The 20082-nt window shown below is 43.6% G+C and carries 20 protein-coding genes; 6 read left to right on the plus strand and 14 right to left on the minus strand.

Going from position 1 to position 20082, the window contains the following annotated elements; all coding sequences use genetic code 11:
• On the plus strand, positions 1-543 hold the full coding sequence (locus DRB05_RS09905; protein ID WP_128726797.1) for a DUF1415 domain-containing protein: 543 nt from the start codon (positions 1-3) through the stop codon (positions 541-543).
• 47 nt (positions 544-590) lie between these two features.
• On the opposite strand, the gene DRB05_RS09910 is transcribed toward DRB05_RS09905, so the two are convergent.
• From DRB05_RS09910 to purL, 4 genes are all read right to left on the minus strand, one after another.
• On the minus strand, positions 591-911 hold the full coding sequence (locus DRB05_RS09910) for a YdbL family protein (RefSeq protein WP_128726798.1): 321 nt from the start codon (positions 909-911) through the stop codon (positions 591-593).
• Positions 912-920: 9 nt separating this feature from the next.
• Positions 921-1100 carry a YnbE family lipoprotein gene (locus tag DRB05_RS09915; RefSeq protein ID WP_010374602.1) on the minus strand — a complete coding sequence of 60 codons (180 nt, stop codon included), beginning with the start codon at positions 1098-1100 and terminating at the stop codon, positions 921-923.
• Positions 1101-1103: 3 nt separating this feature from the next.
• Entirely contained in the window at positions 1104-3656 is a 2553-nt protein-coding gene (locus DRB05_RS09920; RefSeq protein ID WP_128726799.1) for a YdbH domain-containing protein, read from the minus strand.
• Between the two features lie 111 nt (positions 3657-3767).
• Positions 3768-7652 carry a phosphoribosylformylglycinamidine synthase gene (purL, locus tag DRB05_RS09925; protein WP_128726800.1) on the minus strand — a complete coding sequence of 1295 codons (3885 nt, stop codon included), beginning with the start codon at positions 7650-7652 and terminating at the stop codon, positions 3768-3770.
• A gap of 201 nt (positions 7653-7853) precedes the next feature.
• On the opposite strand from purL, the gene mltF reads away from it, so the two are divergent.
• Together mltF and DRB05_RS09935 are read left to right on the plus strand one after the other, a co-directional pair.
• The gene (gene mltF, locus DRB05_RS09930; RefSeq protein ID WP_128726801.1) at positions 7854-9284 is read left to right on the plus strand and encodes a membrane-bound lytic murein transglycosylase MltF; all 1431 of its coding nucleotides are present in this window, start codon (positions 7854-7856) and stop codon (positions 9282-9284) included.
• Between the two features lie 127 nt (positions 9285-9411).
• Positions 9412-9594, plus strand: coding sequence for a hypothetical protein (locus tag DRB05_RS09935; RefSeq protein ID WP_128726802.1), 183 nt, complete (start codon positions 9412-9414; stop codon positions 9592-9594).
• Here the strand turns inward: DRB05_RS09935 and tadA are convergent.
• Positions 9591-10091: a tRNA adenosine(34) deaminase TadA gene (gene tadA / locus DRB05_RS09940; protein WP_128726803.1), complete on the minus strand. Its 501-nt coding sequence runs from the start codon at positions 10089-10091 to the stop codon at positions 9591-9593. The genes DRB05_RS09935 and tadA overlap by 4 nt on opposite strands.
• 259 nt (positions 10092-10350) lie before the next feature.
• On the opposite strand from tadA, the gene DRB05_RS09945 reads away from it, so the two are divergent.
• A complete protein-coding gene (locus DRB05_RS09945; protein ID WP_128726804.1) occupies positions 10351-11655 on the plus strand; it encodes an inosine/guanosine kinase in 1305 nt (434 codons plus the stop codon).
• Positions 11656-11745: 90 nt separating this feature from the next.
• Here DRB05_RS09945 and glsB read toward each other — a convergent pair whose 3' ends face one another.
• The 7 genes from glsB to rplU form a co-directional block, all read right to left on the minus strand.
• On the minus strand, positions 11746-12663 hold the full coding sequence (gene glsB, locus DRB05_RS09950) for a glutaminase B (RefSeq protein WP_128726805.1): 918 nt from the start codon (positions 12661-12663) through the stop codon (positions 11746-11748).
• Between the two features lie 86 nt (positions 12664-12749).
• Positions 12750-13106 carry a ribosome-associated translation inhibitor RaiA gene (gene raiA / locus DRB05_RS09955; protein ID WP_010374586.1) on the minus strand — a complete coding sequence of 119 codons (357 nt, stop codon included), beginning with the start codon at positions 13104-13106 and terminating at the stop codon, positions 12750-12752.
• 220 nt (positions 13107-13326) lie between these two features.
• Positions 13327-13698 (minus strand): DUF3718 domain-containing protein, encoded by a 372-nt coding sequence (locus DRB05_RS09960; protein WP_128726806.1) that lies wholly within the window; start codon positions 13696-13698, stop codon positions 13327-13329.
• Positions 13699-13777: 79 nt separating this feature from the next.
• Entirely contained in the window at positions 13778-14269 is a 492-nt protein-coding gene (folA, locus tag DRB05_RS09965; RefSeq protein ID WP_339143843.1) for a type 3 dihydrofolate reductase, read from the minus strand.
• 180 nt (positions 14270-14449) lie between these two features.
• Entirely contained in the window at positions 14450-15607 is a 1158-nt protein-coding gene (gene cgtA / locus DRB05_RS09970) for an Obg family GTPase CgtA (protein ID WP_128726807.1), read from the minus strand.
• A 169-nt stretch (positions 15608-15776) separates the two neighbouring features.
• Positions 15777-16034 (minus strand): 50S ribosomal protein L27, encoded by a 258-nt coding sequence (gene rpmA / locus DRB05_RS09975; protein WP_125253289.1) that lies wholly within the window; start codon positions 16032-16034, stop codon positions 15777-15779.
• Positions 16035-16053: 19 nt separating this feature from the next.
• On the minus strand, positions 16054-16365 hold the full coding sequence (rplU, locus tag DRB05_RS09980; protein WP_010374575.1) for a 50S ribosomal protein L21: 312 nt from the start codon (positions 16363-16365) through the stop codon (positions 16054-16056).
• Positions 16366-16782: 417 nt separating this feature from the next.
• Here rplU and ispB point away from each other — a divergent pair, with 417 nt between their 5' ends.
• A complete protein-coding gene (ispB, locus tag DRB05_RS09985; RefSeq protein ID WP_128726808.1) occupies positions 16783-17754 on the plus strand; it encodes an octaprenyl diphosphate synthase in 972 nt (323 codons plus the stop codon).
• 58 nt (positions 17755-17812) lie between these two features.
• Here ispB and DRB05_RS09990 read toward each other — a convergent pair whose 3' ends face one another.
• Together DRB05_RS09990 and mutY are read right to left on the minus strand one after the other, a co-directional pair.
• On the minus strand, positions 17813-18085 hold the full coding sequence (locus DRB05_RS09990) for an oxidative damage protection protein (protein ID WP_010379401.1): 273 nt from the start codon (positions 18083-18085) through the stop codon (positions 17813-17815).
• Between the two features lie 65 nt (positions 18086-18150).
• On the minus strand, positions 18151-19212 hold the full coding sequence (gene mutY, locus DRB05_RS09995; RefSeq protein WP_128726809.1) for an A/G-specific adenine glycosylase: 1062 nt from the start codon (positions 19210-19212) through the stop codon (positions 18151-18153).
• Positions 19213-19356: 144 nt separating this feature from the next.
• On the opposite strand from mutY, the gene trmB reads away from it, so the two are divergent.
• A complete protein-coding gene (gene trmB, locus DRB05_RS10000) occupies positions 19357-20082 on the plus strand; it encodes a tRNA (guanosine(46)-N7)-methyltransferase TrmB (RefSeq protein WP_017216543.1) in 726 nt (241 codons plus the stop codon).

A 20082-nucleotide genomic window follows, 5' to 3' on the forward strand; every position in this document is an offset into this window, starting at 1 on the left:
ATGAATACAGTCATCTCTACAATGCAAAACTGGGTTAGCCAAGTCATTGTAAAATACAACTTTTGCCCGTTTGCTCGACAGGAAGTTGAAAGTAACAGCATTCATTATTTCGTGTCTCAAGCGATAAGCCACGACGATGCCGTGATGGATATGTTAGAGCAGTGCTCAGAGTTAAACCATGAGCCAGAGCGAGAAACAACACTAGTTATATTTGATAAGGGTTTTAGCAATTTTGACGACTTTTTGGATCTCGTCGACCTAGCAAACGCTTTATTAGTCGCGCAAGGGTTTGAAGGCACTTATCAAATTGCTACGTTTCACCCAGATTATGTGTTTGCTGATAGCGATGAGCATGATGCGGCAAATTACACTAACCGAGCACCATATCCTACACTCCACTTGATCCGCGAAGAAAGCATGGCTCAAGCATTAGCTGAATATGACGACCCGGAGCAGATCCCGGAAAATAATATTCGTCTGGCAAGACGAAAAGGGGAAGCGTTTTGGCAGCATTTGCTTCAGCAATGCCACAAGCCTAAATAGTCAAAAGGCTGGTTTAGCCAGCCTTTTCTTGTAAGATTTTGGAAGTATTACTTTTTCACCCAGCTGCCATTTACTTGAATATAATGACCTGATTGCGTTTTGTTATACGCTTTTTTAGCCGCTAAAGCCTCTACTTGCTCAAGCGTGATCCCGTTCTTTTTCGCTAATTGCTGGTATTTCTGTTTGCGCTTTTCATTCACTTCATCAACTAGCTGCTGTACGCCTTGACCACTTTTTACTACACCAAGATAGCCTGATGTAGTCTCACCAACCAAACCCTGTGATTTAGCATCGTCAATAGAAATTGCGAATGCGGCGAAGCTCATACTGAGCCCAATTATTAGGGTAGAGATTGCTTTAAGCTTCATAAATCCTCCTTAGAATAGCTCACTGTCTTCGCTGAATAAGTTGTCGAGTTCTTTATCCACCTTCACGCGGATCTCGTGATCTACTTTTACATTTAAGTTGATCGTTATGGGCTCTTTGGTTTCCACTTGCACCTTATGAGTACAAGCACTCAACACCAATAAAGCTGATATCACTAGCATCCATTTCATTCACTAACGCTCCTCTTTATTTAACGCATTTTCCACTTCGCGCGTGATCTCGTCGCTCAAGCGTAGGGCTCGTAATAAGGTAAACACATTTTCTGAGTGTGTATAGTTAAAGTTTACTGGTTGTTGTTGGAGTTTGTTAATTCCTGTAATTTTAACATCTAAGTCCAACCAGCCGTCTTCATTTAAATTTACGCCACTACTCAATTGCTCAATGGTCAACTCGTCAAGTACACCAATCACCGTTTGTAAGCTAGGTTGCTGCTCTTTTAACGCATTAATTGATGCATTGTTTTCAACCTTTAACAGCCCTTCACCAACATTATGGATATGACCAGATTCAATACGTACCCCAGATGAAGACACTTGTACTGGTAACTTGCCTGAGATCAGCCCTCTCAGCTCAACGCCTGCATCATGCCCAGAGGCGGCAATAAGATCTAAACTCAGTTTATCTAGCGATACTCGAACGACCTGCGGCGTTGGGACCAAACTAACTTCATCAACCCCCACGTTACCGGCAAAAACTTGTGCGTTAATATCTTTTAGTTTAGCCACGCCTGCTTCGCTGAGCAGTTGGCCTGTTATTGCTTGAACGATAACACCAGCTCTCAACTCTTCAACGCTCAGTGTGGTTGGCTTGAGTTGAATATCTGCTGAACTTAATAGACCAAAGACATCAATCGTTGCATTTTGAATAAGCCGTTCATTAAATAACGCAGATCCATTTTGAACGCTCCCGTCTAAGGTAAATATGCGCGTGGATAAATCCCCTTCGAGTATTGCATAGAAGTTACCATGGGTAACTTTTAAGTTCGGTAAAAGCGCGTCAATATATGGCTGAAGTTGAGTGAGCTGCTGCTTGGGCACGTGTAATTGTGCTGGATGTTTTAAGCTTGAATATTGATGCTCAAGCAACACCTTTACACCATCAATATTAATCACATGTGACGCCATCAATCCACGGCTTTGCTGCCCTTTGCTATCAATGCTTACGTTTTTCAAACTGAAATCGGCTAAGTTAACTTCTGCTACCTTGGTATCGCCAGACAGGGTTGAAAAGATTTCTCCTGTCGCGACTGAGCCTTGCCAGTGGAGCGTCTGCGCTAACTCATTTAGTTTGTAATTCTGCTGTTGTATTTGTGTACTGGTTAAGGTGAGGTTGATATCAAAATCGTGTGTAGGCTCAAGCACAACTCGCCCGCTCAACGCACTCTGTTTTGCTGTCACATTCTCAACACTCAGGTTTTGCAGTGTTGAATCAAGCGTTATCGCAAAACTCATTCCTTCAGGTAAGACTCTGTGTAGTAAATGCCCACTTTTGAGTTTTGGCACATCTAGCTGCGCATGTAAGTCAAGCGTCAAAGATGGATTATCAATCACCAAATCTGATGTCGATAACTGGGTTGAGAATATGCTCGGCTGAGCCTCAACTGTAATTAGCTCGGTTGGATCACCCAATATTTTGAAGCGGCTATTGAGCTCAAGGTTCTCAGCAATAACATCTTGCAGTGTAAGCTTTTGAAGGTCACTTGTGATTTCCCCGCTCATATCAACAAAATTTGGCCGCGCACTAAGCGCTCCCGCCAGTGTATGCGCGCCCCACTTTTCATCGGCAAATTCAAGGCGAATATCACCATTGACGAAAGGCTCAGTTAAGTCGACTGCCAACTCGTTCACTTCAAGCTGTAACGGTTTATCTTTACCTGTCACTTCAAGTAAATCTGTCGCGATTGAATCGGCAGAAATAGTAATTTCACTCGGTAAACGGAGCTGCCAAGTGGTCGGTAACAGTTTGTTATATTCAGAAGTAAGACAATTAAGCGTTGATTTCGCTGAAATCGGCTCGGCAAGTGCTATCTTCCCCTGCTGCGAGGCTAAATCATACCGCCCTGACACAGCACCAATATACGCAGCACTACCTTTACACTCATCCTGTTCGAGCGCCACTAAAGTCTCAAGTTCTAGCTCTGCGTCCATAGCTAGACCATCGAATTCAAGTTTGCTAGTTCCTGAAAGGGCTTGGATCTGAGGAGGTAACAAAGCACTGAGGTACTTGCCACTTAGGTCAATATTTGCAGCAATACGCTCTGGCTGCAACGTAACTTCTGCAGCAATGTCACCTGAAACTACAAATTGATTCAGTTCGGACTCCGAAATCGACACAACTAATGGCTTTGGTAATGGCTTGCCAGAAATAGACAGCTCAGCAACATGCATTTTGGGTCTGGTGATGTCGAGTGGCAACGCAAGGCGCTGTGGTTTAGTTGCACCTGACTTTTTGGGCGGAAGAAGTTGCATGTCCGCTTTTTCAATATTGACTTGTTGCATGCTGAGTTGTGCGTCATAAAGCTGGGCATTAAACGCATCTGTCTGCACACATGCTTTTGTAATATGGATACGATTGAAGCTCGACAAACGCCAGTCAAGACAACTGATCTGAAGTTCATTAACTGGTATAAAATGTTTAATGGCCCAGAGCGACAAAGGAACTCTGGCAAAGTAAACACCCACTAAAACACTGAGTATCAACACTAAGCTCCAAAGCCATTTTTTCATTCGTATCCCTAAAACATGATTGCTATTTCCCTTTCAGTGTACCCGATAGATAATTATCGAGCCATGAATAAAAAAGGCCACCGAAGTGACCTTTTTCAAATATATGTCGTGTTAGCCTACTAGCTTACGCGCATTGCGGAACATACGCATCCAAGGGCTATCTTCTTGCCACTCATCAGGGTGCCAAGAGTTTGCTACTGCTCTGAATACACGCTCAGGATGCGGCATCATCACAGTTGCACGGCCGTCTGTTGACGTCATGCCCGTAATACCAGCAGGAGAGCCATTCGGGTTAGCTGGGTACTGAGTGGTTGGATCACCGTAGTTATCAACAAACTTCACAGCAACTGAACCTGAATTCAGTGCAGTTTGTACCGCTGCTTCACTTGCAAACTCAGCATGACCTTCACCATGTGATACCGCGATTGGCATACGAGAGCCAGCCATACCATCAAAGAAGATTGACGGGCTTTGCTGTACTTCAACTAAGCTGAAACGCGCTTCAAAACGCTCTGACTTGTTCGTAACAAAACGTGGCCAGTTTTCCGTGCCAGGGATCAGCTCTTTTAATGTAGAAAGCATCTGACAACCATTACACACACCTAAGCTGAAGGTATCTTGGCGTTGGAAGAAACCTTGGAATTGCTCACGTGCTGAGTCATGGAATAGGATTGATTTAGCCCAGCCTTCACCAGCACCTAAAACGTCACCGTATGAGAAGCCACCACATGCCACTAGGCCTTTGAATTGCTCTAGCGTTAAGCGACCTTCAAGGATGTCACTCATATGTACGTCAATTGCCGCAAAGCCAGCACGGTTAAACGCTGCTGCCATTTCAATATGTGAGTTAACACCCTGTTCACGTAAGATAGCAACTTGCGGCTTCACCCCTTTTGCAATGTAAGGCGCTGCGATATCTTCGTTTAGATCAAAGCTTAGTTTAACGTTTAGGCCCGGATCTTTGTCATCGAACTTAGCATCAAACTCTTGCTTCGCGCAATCTGGGTTATCACGTAGTGCTTGCATCTGGTAAGTTGTCTCAGCCCAGATAGTGCGAAGCTCTGTGCGAGTATTTTCAAGTACTGCCTGACCGCCACGAGTAAAGATAACCTTGTCTTCACTGTTTAGCGTACCGATGCGATGTGCAATATCAGCAATACCGTGCTCAGCAAACACCGCTTCAACCGCAGCGATATCGTCATTGCGAACTTGCAATACTGCGCCAAGCTCTTCATTGAATAGCACTTCTAAGTCTGTACCTTGAAGCGCATCTAATTCAATGCTCACACCTGTGTGGCCTGCGAACGCCATTTCCGCAGCAGTGGTGAATAGACCACCGTCAGAGCGGTCGTGGTAAGCGATAAGCTTGCCAGACTCAACTAATGCTTGTACCGCATTGTAGAAGCCTTTTAACAGCTCAGGGCTGTCAACATCAGGTGTCTTGTCGCCAAGTTGCTTATACACTTGCGCTAAGCTTGACGCGCCAAGACGGTTTTGACCAGCACCTAAGTCAAGTAAGAATAGGCTGGTTTCACCCTTGTCTGTACGAAGCTCAGGCGTGACTGTTTTGCGAATATCTTCAACACGACCAAATGCAGTGATGATAAGTGATAATGGCGCAGTCACTGACTTTTCTTCGCCATTCTCATCCCACTGAGTCTTCATCGACATTGAGTCTTTACCAACTGGGATTGTAAGGCCTAATGCCGGACATAATTCTTCACCAACCGCTTTAACCGCTTCGTAAAGACCTGCATCTTCACCTGGGTGACCCGCAGCCGCCATCCAGTTTGCAGAAAGCTTAATGTTGTTGAGGCTACCGATATTAGCACCAGCGATATTAGTTAACGCTTCTGCTACTGCTAGACGAGCCGATGCTCCATAGTTAAGCAGTGCCGCTGGGGTACGCTCACCCATCGACATCGCTTCACCGTGGTAAGTATCGTAAGTTGCCGCCGTTACCGCACAGTTAGCGACTGGTACTTGCCAAGGGCCAACCATTTGGTCACGTGCGACCAAACCTGTTACGGTTCTGTCACCAATCGTGATAAGGAATGTTTTCTCAGCAATCGTTGGTAGGCGAAGTAAACGCTTAGCTGCATCTTCAAGCTCAATACCAGTAGTATCTAATGCTGTACCTACTACACGCTTTGACTCAACGTCACGATGCATTTTTGGTGGCTTGCCAAGTAATACGTCTAGTGGCAGGTCCACAGGATTATTATCAAAGTGGCTATCAGCGACTGTTAGGTGACGCTCTTCTGTCGCTTCACCAATTACCGCATATTGTGCGCGCTCACGCTTACAAATTGCTTCAAAGCGAGCAAAGTCTTCAGCTGCAACCGCTAATACATAACGCTCTTGCGACTCGTTACACCAGATTTCGTGTGGTGCCATGCCTGGTTCATCGTTCGGGATGTTACGCAGCTGGAACTTACCACCACGGCCGCCGTCGTCGACAAGCTCAGGAAATGCATTTGATAAACCACCCGCGCCCACATCGTGAATAAACGCAATTGGGTTATCATCACCAAGCTGCCAACATTTGTCGATCACTTCCTGACAACGACGTTCCATTTCAGGGTTTTCACGCTGAACAGAAGCAAAGTCTAAATCTTCGTTTGATTGGCCAGATGCCATTGATGAAGCAGCCCCGCCGCCAAGCCCGATGTTCATTGCAGGACCACCAAGTGCGATTAGCTTAGCACCTACAGGGATTGAGCCTTTTTGCACGTGATCTTCACGGATGTTACCTAAACCACCAGCGATCATGATTGGCTTGTGGTAACCACGTACTTCAGCGCCATTATGGCTTTCTACTTTTTCTTCGTAAGTTCGGAAGTAACCCAATAGATTTGGACGACCAAATTCGTTGTTAAATGCAGCGCCACCAAGTGGGCCATCAAGCATGATGTCTAGTGCATTAACAATGCGCCCTGGTTTACCAAAGTTAGTTTCCCAAGGTTGCTCAAAACCAGGAATACGAAGGTTAGAAACCGTGAAGCCAACTAAACCCGCTTTTGGCTTAGAACCACGACCGGTTGCACCTTCATCGCGGATCTCACCACCTGAACCTGTTGATGCGCCAGAAAATGGGGCAATCGCCGTTGGGTGGTTGTGCGTTTCCACTTTCATAAGAATGTGGATATCTTCCTCGTGGTAAGCGTATTCGCCGTCAGTATTTGGGAAGAAACGACCCGCTTTAGAGCCGGTCATTACCGCGGCGTTATCTTTATACGCCGAAAGTACGTTGTCGCTATTGGTTTCGTAGGTGTTTTTAATCATTTTAAACAGCGACTTAGGCTGTTCTACACCATCGATAGTCCAATCAGCGTTGAAAATTTTGTGACGACAGTGTTCAGAGTTTGCTTGAGCGAACATGAACAATTCGATGTCATTAGGGTTACGGCCAAGCTTTTCAAAACTCTCTACTAAGTAGTCGATTTCGTCATCAGCAAGTGCAAAGCCCTGCTCAACGTTCGCAACCGCAAGTGCCTCACGGCCGCCGCCAAGAATATCCACTGAAGACATTGGACGAGGCGTTTCCGTGCGGAATAATTTAGCTGCATCATCAAGCTCTGCATGAACAGATTCGGTCATGCGGTCATGAAGTAACTGTGCAACTTCGTCGAACTGAGCTTGTGTTAGTTCACCCTCAACATAATAAGCAATACCACGCTCAACACGGTGTACTTGCGTAAGACCACAGTTGTTTGCAATATCTGTCGCTTTAGAAGCCCAAGGAGAGATAGTTCCGATCCTTGGTGTTACCAAGATCAGTTTGCCCTCTGGCGTGTGCTCCGTAATAGTTGGTCCATACTTTAACAGGCTGTTGAGCTTAGTTAACTCAGCCTCTGAAAGCTCAGCCGTTAGATCAGCAAAATGCATGAACTCGGCATAAACATTGGTAACTGGTAATTGAGCTGCAGCGCAGGTTTTAAGGATCTTTTGGACTTTGAAATCTGAAAGTGCAGGTGCACCACGTAGGATTAACATAGGTATTTTCATCCGGGGTTAAGGATTGAACGATATCTTTGGGCGCTCATTATAGTGGAAATAGCGCGCGGAATTAACACTAATTTGCCAAAACTAGAAAATATCATGCAAATCTATCATTACCTTAAGTTAATTCGGCTTTTGCAATTATGATTTTGCTGCGGTAAGTTGAGATTTCAAGCGCAAAAGAGAACCTAGGTCATGTTTAAATACGTCTTTATGTGCTTTGTTGCCATCTGTTTAGTTGGGTGCGACAAAGCCCCTCTTAATCAGTTGCAACATGTAAAACAAAATAAGGTATTACGTGTTGGCACGCTTGCGGGCCCGGGAAACTACTATCAAGGTACTACTGGAGAACAAGGGTTTGAATATGAACTGGCGAGTGAATTTGCCAATGAGCTTGGTGTTGAATTACACATCGTTCCTTACTTTAATCTAGATGAGTTATTTGCACGGCTAGATGCCGGAGACCTAGATATCGTTGCCTCCGCGGTGAGCTTTCACCCATCAAGAACAGCGAAATATCGTTTTGGCCCAACGTATAGAATGATCAGTCAAAAGCTCGTGTACAAACAAGGCAGAGAGTGGCCAAGAGACTTTGATGATATTAAAGCGCCAATTACAGTACTTGCACACAGCAATCATGTTATCGCGCTTGAAGAGGCTAAAACAAGCCATCCTCATTTGAGTTGGGAGGTTGTCTCAGATAAAGGTGAGGAAGAGCTGCTGCAGGCTATCATTGATGGAGAGATTGACTACACTATTACAGACTCACATTCACTGGCCCTATTTAGGCGCTACCACCCGACCGTCAGTATTGCGTTTTCAGTTACAAAAGATGAACATGTGGCGTGGATGATGCGTAACGAAAAAGACGATTCGTTATATGCATTGCTACCTGCATTTTTCGCTCGAGTACAACAAAACAACTTTCTGGCTACGCTTGAAGAGAAGTATTTTGGTCATATCGAAGAGTTTAATTATGTAAACACCTTAGCGTTTGTCGAAGCTGTACATAGCACCCTACCAACCTATCTCAAGTGGTTTAAAAGTTATTCGAAACAGCACAATATCGATTGGCGTCTACTTGCTGCGGTCAGCTATCAAGAATCGATGTGGGATCCCAGAGCTAAGTCTCCTACAGGGGTCCGCGGTATCATGATGTTAACGCAACCCACAGCTAAAAGAGTTGGCGTGACAAATCGTCTTAATGCCCAGCAAAATATTGAAGGTGGCGCCAAATATCTACGTATTTTATTTGACCGTATGCCTGAAGAAATACAGCAGCCCGATAGTACTTGGCTTGCCCTTGCTTCTTACAATGTGGGCTGGGGACATGTGCGAGATGCGCGTAGCATTACTGCAGATCAAGGAGGCGATCCGAATAACTGGGCAGACGTTAAAAAACGACTACCACTACTTACTAAAAAGCGCTACTATCGAAATACAAGATATGGATATGCTCGTGGTGATGTCGCGGTAACGTATGTAGATAATATCCGCCGCTATTATGATGCACTTGTGTGGTTGGAAGATAACGGTGCACTCCTACCTGACAGCAGTAAAGCCTCTTCGCAAACGACTCCTGTTGATAATCCAGACAAAGTCAGAGAAGTCGAAAAGCAACAGTAATTAATATTTACTAAGCTGGCTTGATAAATGCTTCAAAAGGTCATAAATCTGTCACAAGCATAGCGTATTTATACTAAATTAATATCTGGGGAGTTTCCCCAACTAATCTCTCACATTCGGAGGTTCTATGTTGAGAAGACGTCGGAATCATCAATTTAAACGTAACACTAAGTATACGTCGCCAAATCGTCGCCGTGTAATGATGAAAAATGCACATCGCAAAATGCTCCTGCGCCATCGTATTTTTGCGCTAATCCAAATGGAAGAGCAAAGGGATGCAAAAGCAGCCACAGCGGTAGTACAGCCCTAAGTACTACCGTTTTTCAATTTTTTTGCCGCTTTAATCTCTTGGCGTCTGCGCTTAAAAAATGCAGACAGCTTTTCGCCACATACTTCACTCAATACGCCCGATGTAACTTCTAATTGGTGGTTGAGCTTTTCATGCTGTAACAGGTTCATTATCGAACCAGCAGCGCCCGTTTTTGCGTCATATGCCCCAAACACCACTCTGCTTAAGCGACTATGGACCAGTAAACCGGCACACATAGGACATGGCTCAAGCGTCACATATAAAGTGCAATCTATCAGCCGATAATTTTCAACGACTTTGCCAGCTTCTCGAATGGCAATCATTTCAGCGTGAGCCGAAGGATCATGACAGGTAATCGAACGGTTCCAACCCGCAGCTATCATTTCACCATCTTTCACTACAACAGCGCCGACAGGAATTTCGTTTTCGGCTTCAGCTTTGTCAGCAAAAGCTAACGCCACTTTCATCCAATATTGATCATCTTTTACTTCTGACATGGTAATTTTATTATCTTCCTCATCTAAATTGGAGTATATCACCTCCAGCAGAGCTCTGGTTAAGCTGCTATTCTTAAATAATCATAGTCACCAATACAGCTGCTTTTATAAGCAAACTCAGGATGTTACCAACATCTTTTTAATATTTTGCGGACATTATTGATAATTTTCGCAATTTTGCCGTGGCTCACAGGGTTGGATTTACGCTATAATTCGCCGCTTTTTTTATTTCGTAAGCTCAAAAACACACGGGTAGAATATGAAATTTCCGGGACGCCGTAGGCATAAACACTATTTTCCGGTGGAAGATAAAGATCCGCTTATTAACCAGTTACACGCTGATGATCGGCTAAAAAGGAGCTATATCTGTGGTATAGATCAAATCGTCGTTGATATCGAAGCGAAAGTGGATCAAGCTTTTCTTGATGAGTTCCACTTACAGCGTGGTATGTCACAAGTGATAGACAATGATGTCACCAACGCCCTTTATGATAGGCTAAAACGTGATGACATGATCGACTATGAATTTGCCGGCGGTACCATAGGTAACACCATGCACAACTATTCGGTGCTAGCAGATGATCGCTCAGTCCTACTTGGGGTGATGAGTGAAAACATAAAGATTGGCAGCTACGCCTATAAATTTTTATGTAACACCTCAAGCCGAGTGGATCTGGACTACTTGCAGCCAGTTGATGGTCCCATTGGTCGTTGCTTTACACTTATTGATGACAGTGGTGAGCGTACTTTTGCTATCAGCGCAGGGTTAATGAACCACCTACGTCCTGAGTCTATTTGCCAAACGCTTATCGAAGAGTCCTCGGCATTAGTGATCAGCGCTTACTTGATGCGTACGAGTGGCGACGAAACCATGACACAAGCGACGATGCAGGCGGTTGAGTATGCCAATAATGCTGGCGTACCCGTTGTATTAACACTTGGCACTAAGTTCTTAATTGAACAAGACCCAAAATGGTGGGCTGACTTCGTTGCTAAACATGTTGATATCCTTGCGATGAACGAAGAAGAAGGGGAGGCGATAACAGGCTTTAGCGATCCACTTCTCGCCGCGGATAAAGCATTGGACTGGGTTGATATGGTCATTTGTACTGCGGGCCCCAAGGGGCTATTTATGGCGGGTTATGTTGATGACTGCTGCAAGCGTGTGACTGAATACCCATTGCTGCCTGGTGCTATTCCTGAATTTAATCGCTACGAATTCTCACGCGCAATGAAAAAAGCCCAGTGTGAGAACCCTATCAGAGCATACAGCCATACAGCTCCTTATATGGGTGGACCAGACATCATCAAGAATACTAATGGTGCAGGTGACTGCGCTCTTGCCGCTGTTCTGCATGATATTTGTGCCAATGAATACCATAAGCTGAATGTACCAAACTCAGCAAAACATGAACAAAGTGCAATTACTTATTCATCGCTGGCACAGATAAGTAAATATGCAAACCGTGCAAGCTATGAGGTACTCGTTCAGCATTCACCAAGGCTATCTAGAGGCCTACCTGAGCGTGAAGACTCACTAGAGCAATCATACTGGGAACAATAACGCTCCTTAGACCGTTTAAGATTGGTAAAAATAGCGACTTCGGTCGCTATTTTTATGTTCTATAACTTGGCTGGTATAAATACCTTGGCTTTAAAAAATAGCAGTACCAAGTTCGTTGGATAGATACTCTAATGCTGCAATCCCAGCCAAAGAATTACCAACTTTATCAAGTCCAGGTGACCATACCGAAATTGTAAAACGGTTAGGTACGATAGCGATTATTGCCCCTCCGACACCCGACTTACCAGGCATCCCTACTCGATAACCAAAGTCACCTGCGGCATCGTAAAGACCACTTGTAAATAACAGCGAGTTCATTTGCTTGGTTTGTTTTTTGGTAAGTATCCGCTGTTTTGATAAGTTGCAATATCCCTGACTAGACAGATACGAAAATGACTTCGCCAACTCAGTGGTATTCATTTCAATTGCGCAAAAGTTGAAATATGACCACAACACGTCCTCAACTTCATTATTAAAATTACCAAATGACTTCATCAAATAAGCCATCGCCGCATTTCTATACCTGTGATCATACTCAGACTGCGCCACAACCTTATTAATACACAGCTTGTCGTTACCAGACATCGCTCTATAGCTTTCTAGCATGGTATGAATTGGAGCGGATAAACGAGAGTAAAGTGCATCACAAGTTACAATAGCACCTGCATTTATAAAGGGGTTTCTTGGGATACCATTTTCGAACTCAAGCTGAGTTAACGAGTTAAAAGCAGTACCCGAAGGCTCCTTCCCTACCCGACTCCAAAGCTCGTCGCCATAGCGCTGTAACGCCAACGTCAATGTCATTACTTTAGATACTGATTGAATCGTAAATTTGGCTTCAGTATCTCCGGCACTATAAGTTTCGCCATCTACCGTATGCAGTGAAACAGAAAATTGTTCTAATGGCTGCTCAGCTAAAGCGGGAATATAGTTAGCAACTTTGCCTTGGCGTAACAACGGTTGAACTCGCTGCGCAGCCTGTTCTAAAATTTCTTGGTAATTTGGCATATGCTCGTAATTAAGGCTAGCTAGGATGATTGAGGAAGTGTATCAAAAAAGGCCCCGTAGGGCCTGATGTTTATCTGAAACTAAGATTATTTCAGCTCCATTTCCTGAATAATCTCGTGCGCAATAGGTGGCGTTGTACTCACCGGCTTCTGATGTTTATTGGCTTTTAACTGGCCTTTTCGGTGCTTCAACGCTGCATCGAGCTTTTTAGACGCTTTAGCAATAGCAGGATACATCACTTCGTCTTCACCTTTTACCGATATTCGGCTACCTGCGTAGTTTGTACTTATCTCCGTGTAAAATTGTTTGTGTTCTTTACTGACGATGATGTCTAGGGATAACAACGACGGGAAATGGTTAGCGATCTTGGCAAACTTTTCATGAACGTGGTTTTTAACAGCATCGGTTACATCTACGTGATGGCCAGATAAATTAATCTTCATATGCAATCCTTCTTTTGCGTTTACCCTTAACAATAGTATTGGCACGATTGCTCGATTTCTCAAGAGCCCTAGCAGAAATTTATTACAAAAATTGGAAGGAAGCTGACTCTAATCAAAAAATAGAGAGGTAGAAAAATTACACGCTAATTAGGATTGTTAGAAAACTCAGGCATAAAAAAAGCCCTAATAAGGGCTCTTTCATATTGCATAAACTTTACAATTAAAGGCCTGCACGCTCTTTAATAACAGCAATCAATGCTGAACCACCGTGGTTTGATTCAGCCCATGCTAAATCTTTACCGTCTTCTAATGCGCTTTTTGGAATACTTTTAATAATGTATTCACCAGCATCACTTGCGTTGCTAGCAATAGCATGTCTTAGTAGGTTGTTACCGTTGCACTGGATTGCATCGTAAACATTACGCATTTTAAGGCGCGATGTTTTCAACACGTTACGAATGCGATTTTTATCGTCCGCAGCGATATATTCACATATAGAAAGCGCCAACTGATCGTTTGCACTTACTGGTTTGCTAAAAGAAAAAGCTGCAACAGCGATAGTAGCTGACAGTAGCACGGTAGTTAATTTCATTACACAGACCCTTTAATACTTTATTCGTAGCATATAACTGGCTATATTTTAGCAACCTAAACAATTGTTAGCAAGAAACTCATAGTTTTTTGTTCAGAGTTACGAATTTATAACTATGGTTATTTCTTTCATCAGGTTCGTTACACTCAGTTTCAAGCACTTCCCATTCGGCAACTTGCTCGTAATCAGGAAATTGAGTATCCCCGTCAACTTCTAAATCAATGAAGGTCAAATAGAGCCGCTGAGCATAAGGTAAGAATATGTCATAAATATGACCACCGCCAATTATCATAATTTCGTCACTATCTTCAACTGCACTCAGTGCGGCTTCAGGCGAAGTGACCACTTCTATACCCTCTTTAGTGTAGTCAAGGTTTCTGGATATCACTATGTTTCTGCGGCCCGGCAGCGGCCTACCAATAGACTCAAATGTTTTTCGGCCCATAATCACAGGCTTACCTAGCGTAACCTTTTTGAAATGTTGAAGATCTGCTGGCAAGTGCCACGGCATATCGTTATCTTTTCCGATAACACGGTTATTTGCCATCGCAGCTATCATTGAAATTACCACAACGCACCTTTATAGTATTTTAGTATTAGTTTTTCACACGCAATTAGCATGCAAGATGTTCGGTTAGTATATCATCTTCAACACAATTGCGGCGAGAATACTGAGTTGAAGTAATATACCGTTCAAATAGGCATAAAAAAGGCCCATATAATGGGCCTTTTAAAATAAACTCAATGCAGCTTAACGCTCGTAAATAACTTCAACATCGTAGTCGTCGTCATCCCAATCATCCCAGTCATCATCATCGCCCTTATCATTTTTAGTTGCATGTCTGTGGTATGTATCCCACTTAAATTCAACTTCTTCTTGCTGCTCTTCTTCGAATTTATCTTTTGGCATGCTTTCAAGAAGGTTCATGATATCAAAGCACAAAGGTTGCGTATTTAGCTTGTTTGCAGCAGAGATCATATAAAAGTTTTCAGCGTCTAGCTCTTCAGCAATACGGGCGCATACTTCTTCTCTTTCTTCTTCAAGCAACAAATCCACTTTATTTAGCACTAACCAACGAGGCTTTTCCGCTAATTTAGGGCTATATTGATGCAGCTCGTTAATAATAGCGAAGCCATTCTCAACAGGATCACTACCATCAACCGGCATCACATCAATAATGTGCAATAACACTCGACAGCGCTCTAAGTGCTTTAAGAAACGAATGCCAAGGCCTGCACCATCCGCAGCACCTTCAATTAGGCCTGGGATATCAGCAATGACAAATGACTTGCTCGCCTCAGGTCTTACAACGCCTAAATTAGGCACTAGCGTGGTAAATGGATAGTCAGCGACTTTTGGTTTGGCAGCAGATACACTGCGGATAAACGTAGATTTACCGGCATTTGGCAGACCTAACAAACCGACGTCTGCAAGCAGCATTAATTCTAAGCGAAGGTTACGAATCTCACCTTGAGTACCTAGGGTTTTCTGTCTTGGTGCGCGATTAGTACTTGACTTAAAACGCGTATTACCAAGGCCATGATATCCACCTTTCGCTACGATCAGCTTTTGTCCATGCTTGGTTAAATCACCAAGGCATTCTTCGGTATCAACATCAGTAACACGAGTACCTACAGGCACTTTGAGTACCAAATCCTGGCCTTTCTTACCGGTGCAATTTCGGCCTTGACCATTAGTGCCGCGTTCGGCTCGGTGAAAGCGTTCAAATTGGTAGTCGATAAGCGTATTTAAGTTTTCATCAGCCTCAAGGAATACACTCCCGCCATCACCGCCATCACCTCCGTCTGGGCCACCATCTGGCACAAACTTTTCGCGGCGAAATGAAACGACACCACTGCCCCCATCTCCGGCTTCCGCTCTAATCTCTACTTCATCGACAAACTTCATGGTTTAAACTCTTTAACTCTGCCTGAATTCACTACATCATTATAGCAGCAGCGACAAATCGCTCCTAATACCAATTGTATTAATACGCCTTGATATAGCTAATTTGGTAATTGATGTGCTGAAAACAAAAAACCCCGCCTAAGCGGGGTTTTTTAGTATTTAATACCGATTACTCAGCAACGATGCTAACGTATTTACGGTTTAAAGGACCTTTCTGCTCAAAAACAACTTTACCGTCTGCTTTTGCGAAGATTGTGTGGTCTTTACCGATACCTGCGTTAGTACCTGCGTGGAAACGTGTACCACGTTGACGAACGATGATGTTACCCGCTAAAACTGACTCGCCACCAAAACGTTTAACACCTAAGCGTTTACTTTCTGAATCGCGACCGTTACGAGTACTACCAGCTGCCTTCTTATGTGCCATCTCTTTGTACCTCTAAAAATTAAGCGCTAATGCCAGTGATTTTAACTTCAGTGAACCACTGACGGTGGCCCATCTGCTTACGAGAATGCTTACGACGTCTAAACTTAACAATCTTAATCTTCTCGCCACGACCGTGAGATACAACTTCAGCTGTAATTTTACCACCGTTAACAAACGGTGCACCGATCTCGATCTTTTCACCATCAGCAATTAGAAGTACTGAATCAAATTCAACTGCTGCACCAGTCTCAACGTTTAGCTTTTCTAAACGAATTGTTTGACCTTCAGTCACACGGTGCTGTTTACCACCACTTTGGAAAACCGCGTACATAATTAACTCCGTCTGTGCGCCCTCAAATCGACGCAACTTAATATTCTTCAATAGGGCGCGAAGTTTACGCTAATGCGTATCTTGGCGCAAGAGTAAATTTGAAGAAAGTGAATAAAATTTAGCTCGTATGAGGGCAATCAAATATTTTCACCTATTCTAGTCAAAAAAATGTCAAAGCCAAGCTCTTTTTTCTCTCAATTCATAAGACAAGAGGCGAACCTATGATTTACCTATTACAGCTCCAAGCGAGATTTCATCGTACCTATTTCAGTCATTACGCAACCTTTAAAAGAACAAAAAGTAGGCATAAAAACGTTTTTTTATAAGCAACTACGACAATTTATCGAGTCGACGATTTTTTTGTAGTACAATCGCCAAGTTTATTCATTTTCGGTTAATAGATTGGCTCGGAGCGCAATGGATATAAAAACTATCCAAAATTTGGTTGAGCAAGATATGCTTGACGTCAACCAACTTATACATCAACAAATGCAATCTGATGTTGCACTTGTAAAACAGCTAGGTTTATACATTGTAAATAGCGGAGGAAAACGTATCCGCCCAATGTTAGCCCTTTTGGCCGCGCGAGCATTAGGTTACGAAGGTGATAAGCATATCACGCTAGCGACAATTGTAGAGTTTATTCATACTGCAACCTTACTCCATGACGACGTGGTTGATGAGTCATTGATGCGCCGTGGAGAACCGACTGCAAATGCAGAGTTTGGAAATGCAGCAAGCGTATTGGTCGGTGATTTTATCTACACTCGCTCATTCCAGTTGATGGTCAGTTTGGGCAATATGGAAGTCATGCAGATTTTGGCCGATGCGACTAATATCATCGCTGAAGGCGAGGTGTTACAGTTAATGAACTGTAATGACCCAGATACAACTGAAAAGAGTTATATGCAGGTTATCTACAGCAAAACGGCAAAGCTATTCGAAGCTGCAACTTTGCTACCTGCAGTGGTGCTTGAGCAATCAGACGAAATTAAAACTGCACTTAAGCTTTACGGTATGCATTTAGGCACAGCCTTTCAACTTGTAGACGATATTCTTGACTACAGTGCTAACGCAGAGCTGCTAGGCAAGAATATTGGTGATGATCTCGCCGAGGGGAAACCTACGCTTCCGCTTATTTATGCAATGCAGCATGCAAATGCCCAACAGTCAGCTCAGATCAGAACAGCTATCGAAAGTGGTAATGGGCTTGATTATCTTGAAGATATTTTAGCAACATTGGCTGAAACTAAAGCGCTTGACTTCACAATGGCTAAAGCCCAAGAAGAAGCTCAAAAAGCAATTGCACAATTAAACGTTTTACCAGATTCAGTACATAAAGAGGCCCTAATAGGACTTGCTGAGCTGTCTGTTGATAGAGAGTACTAATCGTTCCTTAGCGAGTTTATGAGTTCTAAAAAGGTCGCTGATGCGACCTTTATTTTTCTTATTTTTCTGGTGGTCTGTAACCTTCAATTTCGACTTCTTTATCTTCAAATAAAAAGCCGACCATCTGCTCTTCAAGCATTTGCCTATGCTCAGGGTCCATCATGTTAAGATGCTTTTCGTTAATAAGCATGGTTTGCTTATGCTGCCATTGCTGCCAAGCTTCTTTGGAGATGTTATTAAATATGCGCTCACCAACTTCTCCTGGATACAGTTGAAAATCCAGTCCAGGCGCTTCCTTTTGTAACTTTTGACAAAATACCGTACGTGCCATGAGTATCTACCTCTTCAATTTTAATCGTGCACTCAATGAGAGTCAGCACCAGTGATAGTGTCAGTTTACCCTATTGCGGTTAATACTTTAACCAACTTTTTAGTCGGTGCAGCGAGCCCAACCTCTGGCGGGTTCCGAGTATCGAACCACAGCAGTTGCTGATCATGTACACAATCTGGCATGCTTTTTACTTCCACAACCACAGGGGTAATAGTTAACTCAAAATGCGTAAAAATATGCACAAAGGGTTCAAGTGTATTTGTACATTCAAGTTTAAGTTCTTGCTGCTTAATAAACGCGTCTAGTTCATTTCGCTCTGCAAACTCAAAAAAGCCGAATAACCCACCCCAAATTCCACTCGAAGGACGCTTCTCCATCAGCACTTTATCATCACATTTAATTATTAAGTGGTGAACACGCTTTTTTGGTTTCTCTTTCTTAGGTTTGGGGTTAGGAAACTCTTTTACCCGGTTATTTTTGAACGCTGCGCACTCCTCAACTAGCGGACAAGTCTCACAACTTGGTCTGCTTCTGGTACATACGCCAGACCCTAAATCCATCATAGCCTGATTAAACGCTCTCACATCACCGCTTGGCGTGACGGCATCACTCAAAGACCATAACTGATTTTCGACCTTTTTTACTCCGTACCAGCCCTCAACCATATAAAACCTAGCCAGTACTCGCTTTACATTACCATCGAGTATTGGGTGGTGCTGGCCAAGCGCAAGGGAGAGTATTGCGCCAGCTGTTGAGCGACCTATTCCTGGCAAATCTATAACGGCTTCTAATGTTTCTGGAAATTTGCCATGATATTTATCTCTGATCACTTTGGCGGCTTTGTGAAGGTTTCTCGCGCGAGCGTAATAACCTAAACCAGTCCAATGGTGTAGCACTTCATCTTCTGGCGCATCAGCCAGTTCAATTACCGTTGGGAAGCGCGCCATAAAGCGCTCAAAATAAGGAATAACTGTAGTTACTTGAGTCTGCTGTAACATCACCTCAGAAATCCATACTTTATACGGTGTTTTTCCGAGTTGCCACGGCAGTGTTTTTCTACCATGAAGGTGATACCAAGACACAACTTGCTCACCAAACCACTTAGCTTGTTGCTGGCTAACTTTCATAAACCTGACTAGTACTTGCTACAAAAGCCGCCAGTGTAATCACAATTGCTTTAATAGTCACCACGTAAAATTTCACTCTATACTTGTTTATTGCCAACTGAATGACGATAATGTGCGACCATTTTCACGAGCATAGAAATGACCATGAACGAATCAAGCAAAAGTGCGCTCGAACAGGCGCAGGAAGAAGGCAAGTACATCAGAAAAGTGCGTAGCTTTGTTAAGCGTGAAGGACGTCTTACTAAAGGCCAAGCAGCATCGCTAGAAAAATGCTGGCCAACGATGGGACTGGAGCACCAACAAGGCTTGCTGGACTTTACAGAAGTATTTGGTAACAGCAATGAAGTCGTTCTTGAGATTGGGTTTGGAATGGGTAAGTCGCTCGTTGAGATGGCAAAAAATAACCCACAACAAAACTTTATTGGCATAGAAGTGCACCGTCCAGGTGTAGGTGCTTGCTTGATGGACGCAGATGAACAGGGCATCACTAACTTACGTGTTTTTGAACATGATGCAGTTGAAATCTTAGCGGATTGTATCGCAGATGGCAGCCTTGCTAAATTACAGCTATTCTTCCCTGATCCATGGCATAAAAAGCGTCACCACAAACGTCGCATTGTACAACTGGAATTTGCTGAGAAAATACGCCAAAAGCTTAAAGTAGGTGGCGTGTTCCATATGGCAACGGACTGGGAAAACTATGCCGAGCATATGCTTGAAGTGATGAGTGCAGCCCCTGGCTATAAAAACCAGTCGCAAAGCAATGACTATGTTCCTCGCCCAGATTTTAGACCACTTACTAAGTTTGAACAGCGAGGCCATCGTTTAGGTCATGGCGTCTGGGACTTAATGTTCGAGCGTATTAGCTAA

Origin of the sequence: Pseudoalteromonas sp. A757 (assembly GCF_004103285.1) — a bacterium.
Classification (GTDB): domain Bacteria; phylum Pseudomonadota; class Gammaproteobacteria; order Enterobacterales; family Alteromonadaceae; genus Pseudoalteromonas; species Pseudoalteromonas galatheae.